Source organism: Curvivirga aplysinae, from assembly GCF_009711445.1.
Taxonomy (GTDB): domain Bacteria; phylum Pseudomonadota; class Alphaproteobacteria; order UBA8366; family Aestuariispiraceae; genus Curvivirga; species Curvivirga aplysinae.
Map to the genome: position 1 here is coordinate 1 of NZ_SMMC01000140.1, position 18,553 is coordinate 18,553.

Consider the following 18,553-nt stretch of genomic DNA (forward strand, 5'->3'; position numbering starts at 1 on the left):
TTTTTGTTATTAGTGTTAGTATTTCAAAAGCAGATAGTTTTGTTCTTGGTTTGCAAGGTTATGATCCGCAGATTTCATCCTATCAGGAAAGTGTTGTGGAACTCGCCCTTCGACATATACCGGGGGAACATAGTTTTAAAATTAAGCGTTTCAATGTACCCCAAGATCGCATTTTCAGATTCTTGGAAGATGAAAAATCGGAAATTGATTTCAGTATCGGGGGGTATTCCCGTGATAAGGAACAGCGTTTTTTGCAGTTGGATATCCCGATATCTAGAGGGATATTAGGGTATCGTATCTTTGCAATTCGTGATGATAGCAAAGAGATGTTTGATTCCATAGATAGTTTAGAAGACCTCAAAGGACAGGTTGTCGTAGGGTCTGGTATCGGATGGCCTGACACTGAGATTTTTAAAGCAAATGGCTTTCGGGTTGAAGCCGCAAGTTATCGGAATTTATGGTTGATGCTTTCCAAGGGGCGATATGATGCGTTTAATCGCGGTATTGGCGAAGCTTATTTGGAGATTAACAATTATGCGGATTTATTACCCAACCTAACTGTCGAAGATAGTTTGATGGTTCATTATCCCTACGGTCAGTTTTTTTATTTTAAAAAATCGGCTCAGGAAAAACATGATCTTTTGATGCAGGGAATTCAGACAGCCTATGAAAAGGGTGCTTATATGGAATTGTTTAATTCACATCCTCAAATCAAGCAGGTATTCGAGGTTGTTAAGCCAACAGACCGGAAAAACTTTGAAATGATTAATCCAGAAATATCAGATCGTATCAAAGCTATTCCGGCTAAATATTGGCATAAATTTTAAAGACTATTTATCGAAATAAAAATCACCGTAAGCGTCTTTGATAGCTTTTAGTTTGGCTGGCATAAAATTGCCAGGCTCGTTCCATACAATTTTATTGCGCGTAGCGAGCAAATAACATTCCTTATTTTCACTTGCCTGTTTACATTTCGCCAAAGCAACAAATCTGTTGTTAGTGGTTGATGAATATCCGTGTTTTCCATCTACTGTGACATAAAAATCGATCTCTCTTCCGAATTGATCGGCGAAGTTGGCTAGTTTCTGAGCCACATAATTTGATAACTGAATTGGGCCTTTGCCCTTAATATCGGAGATATCACGACTAGATTTTTTTGTTATTTTTCCATCATAGAAATAATCACCATATGTTTGAAAAACTATTTCCGACTGGAATGGCATAAAATTGCCAACGTTTTTCCAATGAATGCTATGTTTCGTAGCTAATAAACCGCATTCAGAACCGCTATCCCTCTCACAGGCTGCGATATTTTGGTTTCTGAGCCCTGCGCGACAGTTTGTATCTTTGCAATAATAATATACGGAATAATAACCAAGCGTATCAATGTAAAATTCCGAGGCACTTTTGTCTTCTAAAAATTTTACAAAATGACTAGCTGCACCGTTTGATAAAAGCAACGGTCGATCTTGAATATATGAGGCTGTCTGACAGGCTGAAATTGTAAAAACAGCGATAACGAATAGTGATAGTTTAATTAGGACTGATTTCATATTCTTCCCCTTTTTTAAATACTTGAGAACTAAGAAGGGAATTCGTGGGATAAATCAATCAATTTCATTAAGTTTGTATTTCATATTAAGTGCGTTGGTTAATCCTGACTTCTTTAATTTATGGATGGCTTGTTTGAAAATACCGAGCATCTCCGGAGAGGTGGATTTGGAAACGATCATCCATAATGGAACTGTAATGATTGGTTTTCCGATAATTGGTTTCTTTTTTAAAACACCGGAATTATATAACCATTTTGCGGCATGTTTGGAGGTGTACCAAGCTTGCACCCGGTTACCATTCAACATTCTTGCGCTGGCATGGCTATTATTATTTGGGGTGAGAATTTCATCAAAACCTAATTCACGTAACTGATCTTCAATTCTGCTCGCGCGATAAACAGCAATTGAGTCCAGTTTTTTGGCTTCTTCAATCGTATTAATCGCAGGTCCGATTGTTGTGACAAATGACCATGATACATCTGTGGTGTTATCCACCCAATGAAATAGATCTTCCCGATAGGGAGTGCGTGCCATTTGTAGCATAACAACATTCGGCGTACTCTTTGCCAATTTATAGGCTCTTGCCCAAGGGAGAATTTTCGGGGATGGACGGATGTCCAGACCTTTGGATTGCAACTCATCAATCAATGCATAGCTTAAATCAACCAACATGCCAGCATCTTCATTTTTCATCCGCATAATCAGTGGTGGAATTTCTGACAAGAAAATCTGTGGTCTGTGGATATGGCCTGCTGTATGGTCGGCGTGACTGATTGCCCCACTCATACAGAATAGAAAAAAGCTTATTATACCCACGGTAATATTATAATACCGCAATGCTTGCCCCCTGTAATAATTCGCTTTATTGACAGGGGATCATAAAGTATCACAAAATTCATGCAAGAATTGTTTTTAATGTATTTGATAGATTACATCTGCAAATCGTGCATCACCCGGGGTTAGAAGGTCGCAGCTTGCCACATGTACAGAATGTAAGGGACCGTCAATATTTTCTTCCCAGAAATCTATGAATTTATGTATTTCTGGATATTCTGGAAGAAGGTCATAAGTTTGCCAGATAAAGCTTTGTAGGATGGTTGGATGGTCCGGCATATGATAAAGGAATTCCGCAGTTGCTAGACGATAGCCTTTGAGTTGTAATTCTAACTCGGATGGCGCCGATTGTATGGAGTTACTGGTAGGGGCTTTTGGTTGATTTGGACCTGTCATAGGCATTCTCCCTATTTATTTTTAATGTAACCAGTATAAAACATTTTCAAAATATTTCATAACATTTTCAATGAATTAGCACTGTATATCGGAGAGTGCTGACAAAATTTTTCAGAATCACTTGAAAAGGAGGATAGGAAATATTATCTGTTTTTCGGTCGCTTTTGTTAGCAGCCTCGCTTTGAGAGTGCTAATGGAGGTTACAAGGGAAGATAAACTTCCCGAAATTTGAACAGGGTGTTTGTTCATTTTGGAAGGACACCCGTAACCTTTGTCTTATTATATGAGAGGGTTTATCTGATGGCATTCAGACCTTTACATGATCGTGTTCTTGTTCGTCGCGTAGACGCAGAAGAAAAAACAGCTGGCGGCATTATTTTGCCAGACTCAGCACAAGAGAAACCAATGCAAGGTGAAGTTGTTGCAGCAGGCAACGGCGTACGTGGCGATGACGGTGAATTCCGTGCGTTGGACGTAAAAGCTGGTGATTCTGTATTATTCGGCAAATGGTCCGGTACAGAAATCAAATTGGATGGCGAAGAATTCTTGATCATGAAAGAAAGCGACATCTTGGGTGTATTGTCTTAATTGGGACAATACACTTTAAAGAGACGTTTATTTTTATAAGCCTTATTTAAATACACTGCCTGAAAGGGGTATATTCCATGGCTAAAGAAGTTAAATTTTCAACCGAAGCTCGCACTAAGATGCTTGAAGGTGTTGATGTTCTAGCAAACGCAGTAAAAGTTACATTGGGTCCAAAAGGCCGTAACGTTGTTCTAGACAAATCTTTCGGTGCACCACGCATCACAAAAGACGGTGTTTCCGTAGCTAAAGAAATCGAATTGGAAGATAAATTCCAAAACATGGGCGCACAAATGGTGCGTGAAGTTGCTTCCAAAACAAACGACCTTGCTGGTGACGGTACAACAACCGCAACAGTTTTGGCTCAAGCAATCATCCGTGAAGGCGCAAAAGCTGTTGCCGCTGGTCTAAACCCAATGGACTTGAAGCGCGGCATCGATGCTGCTGCTGATTCTGTTGTTGGTGACTTGTTGGCACGCGCTAAGAAAATCACTTCCAACGAAGAAATTGCACAAGTTGGCACAATCTCCGCTAACGGTGATGCAGAAGTTGGTGAAATGCTAGCTGAAGCAATGCAAAAAGTTGGCAACGAAGGCGTTATCTCTGTTGAAGAAGCAAAAGGCTTGGAAACAGAATTGGACGTTGTAGAAGGTATGCAGTTCGATCGCGGATACCTATCTCCTTACTTCGTAACAGACAGCGAAAAAATGAAAGCTGTTTTGGAAGAGCCATTGATCTTGTTGCACGAGAAGAAATTGTCTTCTCTACAACCAATGCTTCCAATCTTGGAATCTGCAGTTCAATCTTCCCGTCCATTGTTGATCATCGCTGAAGACATCGAAGGCGAAGCATTGGCAACATTGGTTGTGAACAAACTACGTGGTGGTTTGAAAATTGCTGCTGTTAAAGCACCTGGTTTCGGTGACCGTCGTAAAGCTATGTTGGAAGATATCGCGATCCTAACAGGCGGCGAAGTTATTTCCGAAGATACAGGCATGAAGCTTGAAAACGTAACAATCGATATGTTGGGTACAGCGAAACGCGTTGAAATCTCTAAAGAAGAGACAACAATCGTTGATGGTGCTGGTGAAGCTGATGCGATCCAAGCTCGTGTTGGTCAAATCCGTGCATTGGCTGAAGAAAGCACATCTGATTATGACCGTGAAAAATTGCAAGAGCGTTTGGCTAAATTAGCTGGCGGTGTTGCGGTTGTTAAAGTTGGTGGTGCAACAGAGATCGAAGTTAAAGAACGTAAAGACCGCGTTGATGATGCATTAAACGCAACACGCGCTGCTGTTGAAGAAGGCATTGTTGCTGGCGGCGGTACAGCTTTGTTATACGCTACTAAGAAATTGGACGCTGTTAAAGTTGACAATAATGACCAAAAAGTTGGTGTAGACATCGTTCGTCGTGCATTGGAAGCACCTGTTCGTCAAATCGCAGAAAACGCAGGTGTTGACGGTGCTGTTGTTGCTGGCAAATTGTTGGAAGGCGACGAAGCAATTGGTTACAACGCACAAACAGGCGAATATACAGACCTGATTGCTGGCGGTGTTATCGATCCGGTTAAAGTTGTACGTACTGCATTGCAAGACGCTGCATCTGTTGCTTCCTTGTTGATCACAACAGAAGCTATGGTTGCTGATAAGCCTGAAGAAGGCGGCGCTGGCGGTATGCCTCCAATGCCAGGTGGCATGGGCGGCATGGGTGGCATGGGCGGCATGATGTAATTCAGCCAAGCCCAGAGCATTGCTCGACAGCTTATGAAATAGAAGGCGGCCTCAGAGAATTCTGAGGCCGCTTTTTTTTGCTATCATTTCTTACTCAAAAATTTTCACTGCTTCCTTACTTAAAAGCGGTTCGTGAGCTAATTGCTCAGAGAAGCTTTACAAAATTTATGTTTTCGCCTTATTCTAGATTATGGATTGGCGAAACGATCATTGGTCGTTTCTTATTATTAATGCAAAACTGACTTTAACTTCCCGGTGTCATTTCGGGGAGAGGAGGGGGGGAACCCTCCATAAGAATTGTGAGGTGAAAAATGACTTTATCTAGAAAAGTGATCTTGATAGCTGTGCTCAATGCATTGGCACTTTTGCTGCTGTTAGTTTCTTTTACCCTATATCAGAACTCTCAAGATGATGTTGCAACGACTTACGCAAATCAGCATGCATCTTATTTGCTAGCTGACGAGTTAAGACAAAGCTCGGACGATTTAACGCGTTTGGGTAGAACATATGTGGTCACTGGGGATGAAAAATACGAAAAGCAATATTTTGATATATTAGATATCCGGAATGGGCTGAAGCCTAGACCAGAGAGCTACCATAGAATTTACTGGGATTTATATACTGTTGGTATGCAAAAGCCACGACCAGACACAATAAGCATTTCCCTAAATGAGCTAATGAAACAAGCCGGCTTTACCGATGAGGAATTTGCTTTGTTAAAAGAAGCTGCTGACAATTCAGATGGACTTGTCGGATTGGAAGTGAAAGCGATGAATGCTGTTAAGGGCGTATTCATTGATGAAAATGGCGAATATACTATTAAGGGTGAACCTGATTTCAAACTTGCAAGAACGCTTTTGCATTCTGAGGAATACCACAAGTATAAGTCAAATATTGTTCGTCCGTTGGATAAGTTTTTTGAGGTGTTGGAAAAGCGAACATCATCGGCCATTGAGACTGCACAAGTAAGTGCCTCGAATATGTTGAAGTTTGCTATGATCTCAATTGCAGGAATTGTAGTGATTATCGCCTACACTTTATGGATCTTACGTTTTCAGGCGGTCGCCGCATTTCTTAGAATGTCAGCTGTAATGCAAGCATTGTCGAAAGGTAGAAGCGATGTTGAGGTGATTGGGACAGAAAGAGAGGATGAAATTGGCCAAATGGCAAATGCGGTCCAGTATTTTAAAGAAGCCAGTATCAAGCTTGAAAAAGTTCGTCTTGAAGAGGAGGAGAATAGGGCTAATTCCGAGATGGAGCGGAAAACTCAAATGGATGCATTAGCCAATCAGTTGCAGAATACTATTGGAACTGTTGTAAAAGATGTTCTTGAATCTTCTCAGGAAATGAAAACCACAGCAGATGGAATGCAATCCTCAATTGAGCATGCAATCAGTCAATCGGCTGTTGTTTCAGATACATCTGCACAAACAGCTCAAAATGTAGAAACAGTTGCTTCTGCGACGACCCAACTTTCAGCATCAATCAATGAAATTAGTCGTCAGGTTGCTAGTTCTACGGAGATTGCAAATCAAGCAGTTACCAAGGCTGATAAGACACATGAAAGCATTCAAGGATTAGTAGATGCTGCGACGAAAATTGGTGAAGTGGTTAATTTAATTACTGCCATTGCAGAACAGACAAATCTACTTGCACTGAATGCAACCATTGAAGCCGCTCGGGCTGGTGATGCTGGAAAAGGGTTTGCTGTTGTTGCCAGTGAAGTGAAGAGCCTAGCAAATCAAACCGCAAAAGCTACAGATGAAATTGGCGCTCAAATTGCTGACCTGCAATATTCAACTAAAGAAGCTTCAGTGGCTGTCGAAGCAATTGCCAGCATTATTTCAAATATAAACGAAATTACCACGGGGGTTGCATCGGCAGTTGCAGAACAGGAAGCATCTACAAATGAAATCGCAAATAATGTGCAGCTTGCTTCAAGTGGTACACAAAATGTGTCAGTTGCAATTTCGAAGGTAAATGATGTGACAGAGCAATCTGGTAGTGAGGCAATCGTGATTTCCAATCATGCGCAAATGTTTAATTCTAAAGTCGCGAAGCTGGAACAAGAAGTAAATGATTTCCTGCATCACGTGCGTACTGCCTAATTCTAGGTTTTTTAGTTAACAATGAAAAAACAGGTGATCTTTGTTTAGGTCACCTGTTTATAATTGGAGGGGGATGCATATTAACTTAAGATAGTTGTATTCTCTTCTACATCTTTCTTCATGCGTTCTTCGATTTTCTTATCGACCTCTAGTTTTTCTTCCTGACTGAGGGCTGCATATTCCTCAGGTGTCATGCCAAGTTCACGTAGAAGGTCTTCAAAATAGCGTTCTTCTGGTGTTTTCTGCATATAATCAAGGAACCAATTGCGTGCAGAAGCTTCGTTGCTTTCCTCTGCGTCTTCATCAGCACCGTCTTCAGTTTCAGAACCTGCAGCTGCAGTCTTTTGATTGAAATCTAATGGTTTACCATTGGCATTGATGACTAAATTGCCTTCGTCATCGAGGTCAAGGGTGATTTTTTCATTAAATTGAGAGGCAGAACCCGTTTTTGCTATCTGTTGGAAAGCATTAAAATGACTTGCCATCGCCGCGAGTGAATTCAACTCATTCTTTAGACCCGGTGAAGAAGATAGTGCATTCATAAATTCTTCTTTATAGGGATAATCCTGTGGTAGTTGAATTTGACCCTGATTATCATAACTGATCTGGGAGGGGCTTTCTGGAATATTATTAGCTTTTAAAAGCTGTTGCAGGCGTTCTTCGGTATGTTGGCGGATTGCTTGCATATTGCTTTTATTCGGCATCAAAATAGGAAAGTCATCGATATTGATTGGGCCGTTATGAGTTTTGGGCGTAAAATACTCATCTAGATTAACAGTTATCTTGCCATGACTGGTTTCCATGACGGCGGATGCATTAGGTTTAATATTGGATGTCTCTTCTTGTCCAATTTGGGAGGCATTAAACAGTGTTTCTGCTTCTTGGCTCTTTTGAGTTGAATTTACCTGCTGGGATGAGTTTAGTATGTCATTATTGCCGACTGTGTAACTATTGCCCTGTGGTTGAGACGTTTGGGAGGAGGATTTTACCACCTCTGTAACGGGTTGCACTTTTTGCTTCGACGCTTCATCGGTTGATCTATATACCTCATTTCGTTGAGTTAAATAGCTATAGAGTGAGTTATCATTGCTTGAAACATACATGATTTTGCCAATCCCATTTATCGATATGCATATCCTATGAGTTTATTAAGCAATTTTCGTTCCAGTTTTTATTGTATAAGTTGTGGAAATAGCCGTGATTTTTGCATTTCTGGTCGATTTTAGAATTGAGGCTAAGGCATAAATGATCATACTAGGCTTGTTTCTCAGGGCGGGGTGAAATTCCCCACCGGCGGTAACTTGAAAAGAGGAGTTTTCAAGAAGCCCGCGAGCGCTTCCTTTAACAAGGGAAGGTCCAGCAGATCTGGTGTAATTCCAGAGCCGACGGTCATAGTCCGGATGGAAGAGAAAAAAGTAAGGGGACCTATCTGCATCTAGATAAGGACGCCTTACTATATGACGCCCTGTTTTCTGTAATTGGCAACATGATAAGGAAGAAAGCCATGTCCGAAAACAAGTCTGAAAGTGTTTATAAAATTGCTTTTATCCAAGCTAAATGGTTTAGCGACATTGTGGGGGAAGCCCGCAAATCATTCCAAATTAAAATCGATGAATTAACCGATGATAATGCGTCTGTGGATGTGTTTGATGTGCCGGGTGCTTATGAAGCGCCATTATTGGCAAAGAAACTGGCAAAGACAGGCAAATACGAAGCTATTGTTGTTGCCGCACTTGTAACCGACGGCGGTATCTATCGCCATGAATTTGTCGCCGATGCTGTGATTTCCGGCATGATGCAAGTACAACTTGAAACCGAAGTGCCTGTCTTAAGTGTTTCCCTGACCCCGCATCATTATCATGGTCAGGACCATCATGATTATTTCTTTGCCCATTTCACCAAAAAAGGCAAAGAAGCCGCAGATGCTGCATATATGACCATCAACAATATGCGGTCTTTAGGTTAAAGAAATCGGCTCCTTCGGGAGCCGTTTTTGTTTTGATATCAGAATATTGTTGATATCTAGATTGGGCTAGATTTTAATAACGTGAAAGTAGAAATAAATTATGGGGGAAATCAATGAAAACACATGGAAGTTGCTTATGTAAGGCAGTGGAATTTTCATTTGAGGTGAAGGATAAACATTTTGATGCCTGCCATTGCTCCGTCTGTCGGGGATGGGGTGGCGGTCCTTCCTTTACCGTAGAGGTCGCAGGTGAACTTGAATTGAAAGGGGAGGAAAATATATCCCTTTATGAATCAAGTGACTGGGCCGAGCGCGGATTTTGCAAGAAATGTGGGACAAACCTGTTCTACCGCCTTAAGGACAAATCCCATAATTACTGTAATTTCAATTTAGGTACCCTTCAGGGGCATGAAGAGTTTGAATTTAGAACTCAAATTTTTACAGATTCAAAGCCCGATAATTACAGTTTCGCTAACCAAACCAAAGAAATGACGGAACAAGAAGTTCTTGAAAGTTTTGGTGCAGGTTAGTTGAACTATCCCATAAATCGTTTCAAAAAACTGTTTTATGATCGAGTGGTTTTCTGAAGATATTTCTGGCACATACAAAAATATGACGCTTACTGGCTTGCAGTTTTCTGGTCATGCCCTTAAATAAGGGACGACGTGATCTGCGCTGACGCGTGAATTCATACAACTATCCCGGGGGCTATAACTTTTCCTTAGGGAACTGCCTCTGGTCGGATCGTGGTCCGGCTACCGTGGTGCCCACCTGACTTGTCAGGCTCCGGAGGATTTTAAAATGGACACGGCAGAGGTGGACACGTCACGATTATTTTTAAAGGCATCTATGAAAACGCCTTTATAAGGATATTGAATATGTCTTTGCCATTAGCAGAAGTTAAACAAGCAGCCCGCAAAGCGGCTTCCAAAATTCGTAAAGAAGTTGCCGCACAATATGATGGTTCTGCCTCTCTCAAGATATTTGTACAATTACAAGAAGCTGGCTTGTTTAAAGATGGTCTTGTGATTTCCGGTTTTTTACCAATCGGTTCAGAAATTGATACGCGTCCGATTTTGGAAAAATGCCGTGAGCTCGGTATGGTTATTTCTTTGCCATGCGTAGAAGCTGTTGATGCGCCTTTGACTTTCCGTAAATGGCATCCCGATGATGAATTGGTGAAAGAAAGCTTTGGGACTATGGCACCTGCACCAAGCGCAGAAGAAGTGCAGCCCGATATTATTCTATCCCCGATGTTAGCATTTGACCGCGAAGGTTTCCGTCTGGGCTATGGCGGTGGTTTTTATGATCGCTCCCTTGAAAAATTACGTAAGGTAAAATCTGCTGTGGCAATTGGTGTTGCTTATGCAGGACAGGAAATTGACGCAGTGCCGCATGATCATTTAGATCAACCATTGGATATGGTAGTCACGGAAAAGGAAGTGATACGACCATGAGATTTCTGTTTCTAGGGGATATTGTCGGCAAGGCGGGTCGTCGTGCTGTTCAGGATTATTTGCCGGATTTACGTGACGAATTAAAACTGGATTTCGTTGTGGCGAATGGCGAAAATGCGGCCCACGGATTTGGTTTAACAGAAAGCACTGCAAACGATTTGTTTGATGCAGGTGTAGATTCTATCACATCTGGCAATCATGCATGGGATAAGATCGAAGTCATTGGTTTGATGGAACGTGATGACCGTATCATTCGCCCGGCCAATTTTGCCGAAGGATCACCGGGCAAGGGCGGGGCGGTTTATCAAACATCATCTGGTCATTCGATCCTAGTGATTAATGTGATGGGTCGTTTGTTTATGGAACCTCTTGATAATCCATGGGAAGCCCTAGATCGTTTATTGCCACCGGGCTTGCCGGGGGATTATGGTCTGGATGCAGTTTTGGTGGATTTCCATGCCGAAGCCACTTCTGAAAAATATACTTGCGGTCATTATTGTGATGGACGTGCCAGCCTTGTCGTTGGTACACATACGCATGTGCCAACGGGGGATGCGCAAATCCTTGAAAATGGAACCGGGTATCAAACCGATGCTGGCATGTGTGGGGATTATGATTCCATTATAGGTATGGGCAAGGACGAATGTCTGGCGCGTAACACAGGGACAATCCCCAAACCACGTCTTTCTCCTGCTGAAGGGGATGGCACTTTATGTGGCGTATTTGTGGAAACAGATCCAAAAACTGGTTTGGCTTCGCGCTGTGAATCGGTTCGTGTTGGGCCGCGTTTGCATCGTGCTGTTCCTATCGTGGACTAGAAAATACTAAGTTCTATAGTGTTTTTCACGTAGCTCATCGGTTAGGTAATTTAATCGATGAATATGCATGCTATCATTAGGCTGGATAACATAGTTAACTGTCGCGATATCTGTATTTCCATGATCTTTGTCTTTAAGGCGGTCAAAAATCAGGCGGTCGCCCGACTTGCGGTTGATATCACCGTCTATGTAATATGACCATAGCCCAAGGATTGCATCGGTTTTCAATTTGTTGAGCATCAGGCAATTTGCATCGACAAATCCACCAAAGCCTTTCGCATAAGTTCCTTTTCCAGGGCCCACGGATTCATAGGTATCACGGCATATAGGAGCATGACTTTCATGATGTATGTAATTTCGATGGGTGAACGCCCATGGATGATGCCCAATCACGGATTTTAGGGCGTGAATATGATCGGCTTCCCACCAATTGTCATCGTCTAGATAAGTAAGGTAGGAGCTGTTTGCAAGAAAGCTTAATACGGTACGTAAAGAACCGCCGTCATAGGCAAGATGAATGCCGCCATGTCTTTCACTGGTTGAATAACCGGGGTGAAGGATTGTGACAGCGACGTGATCGGGGATATCGTTTAAGAAGTGGTTAAGTTTTTCAAAATCTTCTGGGGTCGTCTGATCAACACCTATCAGAATTTGTATACGATTAACTTTCTCTTGTGTAAAAACTGAGTTGATTGATCTGTATAAATCAGGCCGCAAAATCGTAGGTATAATAACTGCAGCATCAAAAGCAGTTTGAAGATCACTTAATTTACTGATTGTTTGCATGAAATAGCCCCTGTCTGAGACAGATTTTAAATGGGCGCGTATTGATCTTGCAATAAAAAAGCTAAAAATGGGGTGACAAATGGCTGGTATTTAGTAAAACAGCCACAGTGAATTTGTGCGCGAGTCTTTGTCTTGCGACGTTTATGAAGAATTTTAAGTAAGGTGAGGATCGAACCTATGGCAGGTCATTCCAAGTTTAAGAATATTATGCATCGCAAAGGCGCACAGGATAAGAAGCGCGCAGGTCTATTTGCGAAATTGTCCAAAGAGATCATGATCGCAGCGAAAATGGGCGGAGATGATCCGGATTCCAATGCACGTTTGCGTTTGGCAATTGCAACAGCACGTTCCAACTCTATGCCTAAAGACAATATCCAACGTGCAGTACAAAAAGGTGCTGGCGGTGGCGAAGCGGATTTGATGGAAGAAATTCGCTATGAAGGTTATGGCCCAGGCGGTATTGCTGTCTTGGTGGATGTCATGACAGATAACCGTAATCGTTCTGCGGCTGATGTGCGTGCAGCTTTCAGTAAAGCTGGCGGTAACTTGGGGGAAACAGGTTCTGTATCCTTTATGTTTGACCGCGTTGGTGAGATTGTATTCCCGGCGGAAGTTGCAGATGAAGACACCATGTTTGAAGAAGCTTTAGAAGCTGGCGCAGATGAAGTTGTAACAGGTGACGAAGAACATGAAATTCTTTGCCAACCAGAAGATTTACACGAAGTTGCAGGTGTGTTGGGTGAGAAATTCGGCGATCCAAAAGCTTGTAAGCTTTCTTGGAAACCACAAAACCTTGTCCCTGTAGAAGCTGCTGATAAAGCTGAAAGCTTGTTGAAATTCATGGATGTATTGGATGATTTGGATGACGTACAAAACGTAACAGCAAATTTCGATATTTCTGATGAAATTATGGAAAAGCTGGCTGCGAGCTAACGAATCCTATATCGGATAAAGGGCAGCTTGCAGATGCGAGCTGCCCTTTTTGATTCTTAAGGTTTTTTAGAGGTTTCTATGCCAACCAGAATTATCGGTTTTGATCCGGGATTGCGCAACACGGGGTGGGGCGTCATCGACATGGAAGGTAACCACATCACCTATGTGGATAGCGGGACCGCGCGTCCGCCGACCGATTGGACCATGGCGGACCGCTTGAAAGCTTTACATGACATGTTGATGATGGTGTTGGAACGATATGATCCACAGGAAGCTGCGGTGGAAGAAACCTTCCTTAATAAAAACCCGGGTACCACATTGAAGCTCGGTCATGCCCGTGGTGTTGTGCTTGTATCGCCAGCCCTTTACGGTCTTCCGGTGGCGGAATATTCTGCAAAATCTGTAAAGCAAGCTGTGGTAGGCACGGGGGCAGCCACAAAGGATCAGATTGGCGTGATGGTACGAACCCTTTTACCGGGTTGTAATCCACGCAGCGAAGATGCCGCCGATGCTTTAGCGGTTGCAATCTGTCATGGGCATAATCGTACCCATCATACAATCACTCAAAAAGCCCTAAAAAGATAAAATAAGGGAAATATTATATCTTCCTCACTTGTTAGATTTTGATTACCACTAAAAAGTTTCTTTAAACTGATTAAGGCTTTCGGCTTTTTCATCAACCAGCTTTGAAATAGCGATATCTAGTTCAGTTCGTGCTTTTTGTAATATCTTGATGCGGTTTTCTGCATCGGTTTCAAAAGATGGATAATTCACAATCTCGTCTAAATGCTGAACAGCGCGCAAAGCCATTTGTCGGGTATATTCTGCTTCGACAATTGCAGGATCATCCACTTGTTTTAAGGCATGAAAAGCAGTGAAGTCATCACTGTCTTTGGCAGCAAAGCTATAACCATTGACCAAGGTGATACGTTCGCCTGCAGATTTGAGGCCGGCTGCTTTATGCACGACATAGTTTCCTTGCATACATAGCGCATAGCCTGCGCCAGGAAAAACTGGAGCGATTATTCTTTCTTCGGGGAAGTCTTGTCCGGACTCACGAATGGATTTTAACTCTTCTCTTGTCCCTTTAAATATTTTGAATTCGCCACCTTGAACAGCGCTAGGATCGGTGACGAATAATACATAATCCACTTGTAAAGTATCATAGTGCCATGTGGAAGTATCTTCGCCAATTTCCAATGGATTATAGTTTAAATGCCCCAATTGGTGACCCATGGCATGTGGGAGTAATTTAGCCCCCATAATACCACTTAAATGTTCTGCAACATCGGTGCTAAGGCAAAAATCCCTTAAGAAACGCGAACGATAGCTGCCGCCTCGGGTATTTCTTGTTACACGCGGATTGGAGGTCGTAAATTCCTCCAACTGTCGACAAATATGCTGCAATGTAGCGACGCCTTCATCTGTCAGGATGCGAAAGGCCGAACTCATGGCGGTATCTGTTGGAGTATGTGTTAGATCTTCAGAAGTGTAACCTAATTGTCCTAATGTCCAAATCTGTTCCGGCTGACTTAGTGCCAAATGCTTCGCAGGAATGAATTCTGGATCGTCTTTTATCGGTGCATAGTCGGGTGTGTTTTTTGGGAAACGATGCATATTAATGTTAAATTGATTCACTTTGCGTTACTCCACCTCATAGAATTAGTAGAACTGTGACAAAATTATTTTCTTATGTATATCAAGAAGTGAGTGAGTTTAGTTTTTTTCGAGGTTAGCCTTTAAAGGCTATCGATAAATCGGTTTGATAAAAGTTTTTATAATTTGTGCGGGTTTTCGTGGACATAGAGGCGGGACTCACGCAGATTGGCAGCTTATTTAAAACCTGTATACGGGAGAAGACGACAGTGATTTCCATGCTAAAAGGGTTGGTGGATACCATTGCCGAAGATTATGTGGTTCTGGATGTGAACGGGGTAGGCTATCAAGCCTTCTGTTCTCGTCGTACTTTATCCCAAATGCCGTCCGTTGGTGAAGCAACCCGCTTAGAAATTGAAACCCATGTGCGTGAAGATCACATCCATCTATATGGCTTTATTGATGAGATGGAACGTGATTGGTTCAAATTGCTCACCACTGTTCAAGGTGTGGGGGCACGCGTGTGCCTTGCGATCCTGTCTGTGCTAGGCCCAGATGAATTGGTGCAAGCAATTGCAGCGCAAGATAAAGCAGCTGTTGCCCGTGCCAATGGTGTTGGACCGAAACTCGCTGGACGTATTGTTCTTGAGTTGAAAGATAAAGTTGCAAAATTCTCTCTTGGTGGTGCAGCATTGGCGGATAAAAAAACTGCGGCAAAAGAAAGCACAGCTTCTACGCCTGCTGCGAATATTGCGGATGATGCGGTGTCTGCGCTGGTTAATCTTGGCTATGGTCGTAGTGATGCCTATACAGCGGTTGTCAAAGCCGCACAGGCGATGGGTGATGCAGCAACTGTCGAAGCATTAATTCCTGCGGCCCTGAAGGAGCTTAGCCAGTAATGAGTGATAGCTTCTCTCCGTTTGATGATGGACCATTTGATGATAGCCGTGTGGTGTCACCAGAAACACAGTCATCAGATAAGATTGGTCATAAAGATTCGACGCGTCCGACTTCCTTGGATGACTTTATTGGTCAGAAAGATGTGCGTGAAAATCTTAAAGTTTTTATCGAAGCTGCACGTCAACGTGGCGATGCGATGGATCATACTTTATTCTATGGTCCACCGGGTTTGGGTAAAACCACATTGGCACAAATCGTTTCTCATGAATTAGGGGTGAGTTTCCGCGCGACATCAGGCCCCGTTATCGCGAAAGCGGGGGATTTGGCGGCGTTGTTAACAAACCTGCAACCCCGTGATGTTTTATTCATTGATGAAATCCATCGCCTTAATCCGGCAGTAGAAGAAATCCTGTATCCTGCAATGGAAGATTTTCAACTGGATTTGATTATCGGGGAGGGGCCTGCGGCCCGATCTGTACGTATTGATTTGCCGCCATTTACTTTGGTTGGGGCAACAACACGTGCGGGCTTGATCACAACGCCGTTAAGAGAACGTTTTGGTATCCCGTTACATATGAATTTCTATACGGAAGATGAGCTGACCACAATTGTAAGTCGTGGAGCGCGTCTGTTGGATATGAACATGGCCGAAGATGGCGCACGTGAGGTTGCAAGACGTAGCCGCGGCACGCCACGTGTAGCAGGCCGTCTGTTGCGTCGCGTACGTGATTTCTCTGCGGTTGCAGGACATGAAATTGTGAATGCTGAAGCTGCAGATGCGGCTTTGTTACGCATGGATGTTGATAATAGTGGTCTTGATAAAATGGACCGTCTGTATCTTTCCTGCATGGCCGATAATTATGGTGGTGGTCCGGTTGGTGTTGAAACCTTGGCGGCTGCTCTTGCCAATGAGCGTGATGTTTTGGAAGAAGTAGTTGAACCATTTTTGATCCAGCAAGGTTTGGTACAACGCACCCCAAGAGGGCGCATGCTAACGCCAACAGGTTGGGCTTATATCGATCGAAAACCACCAACGGATGTTACCAAAACAACAACGCAATTAGGATTGCTGGATGATGAGTAAGGATAGCTCAAAAATCTATGATCCCGCCATATTGTTGCCGCAATGGGATGGTCAAGTGCACAAGCTGCCAGTCCGCGTCTATTATGAAGATACGGATGCAGGTGGAATCGTGTATCACAGTGTCTATGTGAATTATGCTGAAAGAGGGCGAACAGAAATACTTCGGGCCATCGGTTATAACCAAAGCCGTCTGGTAGAAGAGGAAGAGATTCTTTTTGCTGTGAGAAGCATGACAGTTGATTTCCGCCGCCCGGCAGTACTGGATGACTTGTTAACGGTAGAAACACGGGTGAAAGATATTAAAGGTGCATCTTTTGTAATGGATCAACGAGTGATGCGTGAAGAAGAGTTATTGGTTGGGTTAGAAGTGAAAATCGCATCGATTTCAACTGAGAAACGTCCCATAAGGACACCAAAACATATTTTAAATGCAATGCAGGGTCTTTAGGCAAGGCCACTAAACTGGATAGAAACGAAATCAGGGAAGTCTGGAAGATGGAAGAAACAGCAGTAAACTTAGCCGCGGTTGCAGATACAGAAGTGTATGAACTTTCAATCATGCATCTTTTTTGGCAAGCGGATATAGTTGTAAAAACCGTAATGATCATGTTGATTGTTGCCTCTGTCTGGTGCTGGGCCATTATCATTGATAAAACCATGCGTATTTCCAAAGTATCGCGCAAAGCATCCAAGTTTGAAGAAGCTTTCTGGTCTGGTGGGTCTTTAGATGATTTATATGACCGCATCGGGACACATCCATCTGATCCTATGTCCTCCATCTTTGTGGCTGCGATGAAAGAATGGCGTCATGCATCTAATCGTGCATTGGCATCAAATGGCGGCGTAAATTTATATGAGCGTATTGATCGTGTGATGCAGGTGACGCTGTCTCGTGAAATTGGCCGTTTGGAACGTCATCTTACTTTCTTGGCGACTGTTGGATCTTCTGCAACTTTTGTTGGATTATTTGGAACCGTTTGGGGAATTATGAATAGTTTCACTGCAATTGCAGCAAGTAAACAAACAAGCTTGGCAGTTGTTGCCCCCGGTATTGCGGAGGCGTTATTTGCGACAGCTCTTGGGTTGGTTGCTGCGATCCCTGCGACAGTTGCTTATAACAAAATCTCTAGTGACCTCGGTAAGTTAGCAGGTCGTTTAGATGGGTTTTCTGGTGAATTTTCCGCCATTATTTCTCGTCAATTGGATGAAGGGAAATAATCATGGCTGGCTCTAATATGGGGCGCCAAGGTCGCGGGGGACATGGCACCAAACAACGCTATCAACAAATGTCAGAGATCAATGTGACACCTTTTGTTGATGTTATGTTGGTATTGTTGATTGTTTTCATGGTGACTGCACCTTTGATGACTGTTGGTGTTCCTGTTGATCTACCTAAAACCAAAGCGGCACAAATTAATGATAGTGAAGAACCATTGGTTCTTTCCATTGATGCAGATGGCCTCCTTTATATTCAGGAAACCTCTGTTGAACTGGATGCTTTAGTTCCCCGACTTCAGGCGATTACAGGTAATAACCCTGATATCCGTATCTTTGTGCGCGGTGATAAATCGATACCTTACGGGCAGGTGATGGAAGTCATGGGGCTTGTATCTTCTGCGGGTTTCAAAAAAGTAGCACTTCTTGCGAAGTTGCCAGGTCAAAATTAATTCAGTGTTTTTATTTGGTTAGTTAATCCATGCGCGGTTCAGTTATAGCATCGGTAGTTCTTCATGTAGTGATTTTTTTGGTCACTTATTTTGGCTTGCCTGATTTTAATCGCAGTATGGATTTACCGCCTCCACCAGTG

The 18,553-nt window shown here is 42.9% G+C and carries 21 protein-coding genes and 1 riboswitch; of the genes, 15 read left to right on the top strand and 6 right to left on the bottom strand.

The features are described 5' to 3' along the window. On the top strand, window positions 1–827 hold an 827-nt coding region (locus E1160_RS17080; protein ID WP_218048724.1), incomplete at its 5' end, for a type 2 periplasmic-binding domain-containing protein. Between the two features lie 3 nt (window positions 828–830). On the opposite strand, the gene E1160_RS04905 is transcribed toward E1160_RS17080, so the two are convergent. The 3 genes from E1160_RS04905 to E1160_RS04915 form a co-directional block, all read right to left on the bottom strand. Next, entirely contained in the window at window positions 831–1,553 is a 723-nt protein-coding gene (locus tag E1160_RS04905; protein WP_155153886.1) for a hypothetical protein, read from the bottom strand. A gap of 54 nt (window positions 1,554–1,607) precedes the next feature. Continuing rightward, on the bottom strand, window positions 1,608–2,390 hold the full coding sequence (locus E1160_RS04910; protein WP_155153887.1) for a substrate-binding periplasmic protein: 783 nt from the start codon (window positions 2,388–2,390) through the stop codon (window positions 1,608–1,610). Between the two features lie 75 nt (window positions 2,391–2,465). Continuing rightward, window positions 2,466–2,783: an usg protein gene (locus E1160_RS04915; RefSeq protein WP_155153888.1), complete on the bottom strand. Its 318-nt coding sequence runs from the start codon at window positions 2,781–2,783 to the stop codon at window positions 2,466–2,468. A gap of 300 nt (window positions 2,784–3,083) precedes the next feature. Here E1160_RS04915 and groES point away from each other — a divergent pair, with 300 nt between their 5' ends. The 3 genes from groES (at window position 3,084) to E1160_RS17420 (ending at window position 7,206) form a co-directional block, all read left to right on the top strand. Next, a complete protein-coding gene (groES, locus tag E1160_RS04920; RefSeq protein ID WP_155153889.1) occupies window positions 3,084–3,371 on the top strand; it encodes a co-chaperone GroES in 288 nt (95 codons plus the stop codon). Window positions 3,372–3,448: 77 nt separating this feature from the next. Then, a complete protein-coding gene (groL, locus tag E1160_RS04925; RefSeq protein ID WP_155153890.1) occupies window positions 3,449–5,098 on the top strand; it encodes a chaperonin GroEL in 1,650 nt (549 codons plus the stop codon). 311 nt (window positions 5,099–5,409) lie between these two features. Further along, on the top strand, window positions 5,410–7,206 hold the full coding sequence (locus E1160_RS17420) for a methyl-accepting chemotaxis protein (protein ID WP_155153891.1): 1,797 nt from the start codon (window positions 5,410–5,412) through the stop codon (window positions 7,204–7,206). 80 nt (window positions 7,207–7,286) lie between these two features. On the opposite strand, the gene E1160_RS04935 is transcribed toward E1160_RS17420, so the two are convergent. Next, a complete protein-coding gene (locus E1160_RS04935; RefSeq protein ID WP_155153892.1) occupies window positions 7,287–8,309 on the bottom strand; it encodes a hypothetical protein in 1,023 nt (340 codons plus the stop codon). 156 nt (window positions 8,310–8,465) lie between these two features. Then, window positions 8,466–8,622: riboswitch (FMN riboswitch) on the top strand. 88 nt (window positions 8,623–8,710) lie between these two features. Between E1160_RS04935 and E1160_RS04940 the strand changes: the two genes are divergently transcribed. The 4 genes from E1160_RS04940 to E1160_RS04955 all read left to right on the top strand — a co-directional run bounded on the left by E1160_RS04940 (window position 8,711) and on the right by E1160_RS04955 (window position 11,447). Then, window positions 8,711–9,172, top strand: coding sequence for a 6,7-dimethyl-8-ribityllumazine synthase (locus E1160_RS04940; RefSeq protein ID WP_155153893.1), 462 nt, complete (start codon window positions 8,711–8,713; stop codon window positions 9,170–9,172). Window positions 9,173–9,285: 113 nt separating this feature from the next. Further along, a complete protein-coding gene (locus tag E1160_RS04945; RefSeq protein WP_155153894.1) occupies window positions 9,286–9,702 on the top strand; it encodes a GFA family protein in 417 nt (138 codons plus the stop codon). Window positions 9,703–10,050: 348 nt separating this feature from the next. After that, window positions 10,051–10,629 carry a 5-formyltetrahydrofolate cyclo-ligase gene (locus E1160_RS04950; RefSeq protein WP_155153895.1) on the top strand — a complete coding sequence of 193 codons (579 nt, stop codon included), beginning with the start codon at window positions 10,051–10,053 and terminating at the stop codon, window positions 10,627–10,629. Beyond that, the gene (locus tag E1160_RS04955; protein WP_155153896.1) at window positions 10,626–11,447 is read left to right on the top strand and encodes a TIGR00282 family metallophosphoesterase; all 822 of its coding nucleotides are present in this window, start codon (window positions 10,626–10,628) and stop codon (window positions 11,445–11,447) included. Before E1160_RS04950 ends, E1160_RS04955 begins: the two co-directional genes overlap by 4 nt. A 6-nt stretch (window positions 11,448–11,453) precedes the next feature. On the opposite strand, the gene E1160_RS04960 is transcribed toward E1160_RS04955, so the two are convergent. Beyond that, entirely contained in the window at window positions 11,454–12,233 is a 780-nt protein-coding gene (locus E1160_RS04960; RefSeq protein ID WP_155153897.1) for a glycosyltransferase family 2 protein, read from the bottom strand. A 177-nt stretch (window positions 12,234–12,410) separates the two neighbouring features. Between E1160_RS04960 and E1160_RS04965 the strand changes: the two genes are divergently transcribed. Continuing rightward, window positions 12,411–13,166 carry a YebC/PmpR family DNA-binding transcriptional regulator gene (locus tag E1160_RS04965; RefSeq protein WP_155153898.1) on the top strand — a complete coding sequence of 252 codons (756 nt, stop codon included), beginning with the start codon at window positions 12,411–12,413 and terminating at the stop codon, window positions 13,164–13,166. A 78-nt stretch (window positions 13,167–13,244) separates the two neighbouring features. Further along, window positions 13,245–13,751, top strand: a complete 507-nt coding sequence (ruvC, locus tag E1160_RS04970; protein ID WP_155153899.1) for a crossover junction endodeoxyribonuclease RuvC — start codon at window positions 13,245–13,247, stop codon at window positions 13,749–13,751. A gap of 48 nt (window positions 13,752–13,799) precedes the next feature. Here ruvC and E1160_RS04975 read toward each other — a convergent pair whose 3' ends face one another. Further along, window positions 13,800–14,804 (bottom strand): hypothetical protein, encoded by a 1,005-nt coding sequence (locus E1160_RS04975; RefSeq protein WP_155153900.1) that lies wholly within the window; start codon window positions 14,802–14,804, stop codon window positions 13,800–13,802. A 227-nt stretch (window positions 14,805–15,031) separates the two neighbouring features. Between E1160_RS04975 and ruvA the strand changes: the two genes are divergently transcribed. Genes ruvA through tolR form a run of 5 tightly spaced genes read left to right on the top strand, consistent with a single transcriptional unit; the run spans window position 15,032 to window position 18,413 of the window. Further along, window positions 15,032–15,661 (top strand): Holliday junction branch migration protein RuvA, encoded by a 630-nt coding sequence (gene ruvA / locus E1160_RS04980; RefSeq protein WP_328597120.1) that lies wholly within the window; start codon window positions 15,032–15,034, stop codon window positions 15,659–15,661. Next, window positions 15,661–16,746 (top strand): Holliday junction branch migration DNA helicase RuvB, encoded by a 1,086-nt coding sequence (ruvB, locus tag E1160_RS04985; RefSeq protein WP_155153901.1) that lies wholly within the window; start codon window positions 15,661–15,663, stop codon window positions 16,744–16,746. Before ruvA ends, ruvB begins: the two co-directional genes overlap by 1 nt. Then, window positions 16,736–17,194 carry a tol-pal system-associated acyl-CoA thioesterase gene (gene ybgC / locus E1160_RS04990; protein ID WP_235914049.1) on the top strand — a complete coding sequence of 153 codons (459 nt, stop codon included), beginning with the start codon at window positions 16,736–16,738 and terminating at the stop codon, window positions 17,192–17,194. Before ruvB ends, ybgC begins: the two co-directional genes overlap by 11 nt. Window positions 17,195–17,241: 47 nt before the next feature. Beyond that, a complete protein-coding gene (gene tolQ, locus E1160_RS04995) occupies window positions 17,242–17,964 on the top strand; it encodes a protein TolQ (RefSeq protein ID WP_155153902.1) in 723 nt (240 codons plus the stop codon). 2 nt (window positions 17,965–17,966) lie between these two features. Further along, window positions 17,967–18,413, top strand: coding sequence for a protein TolR (gene tolR / locus E1160_RS05000; RefSeq protein WP_218048725.1), 447 nt, complete (start codon window positions 17,967–17,969; stop codon window positions 18,411–18,413). Window positions 18,414–18,553: the final 140 nt, after the last annotated feature.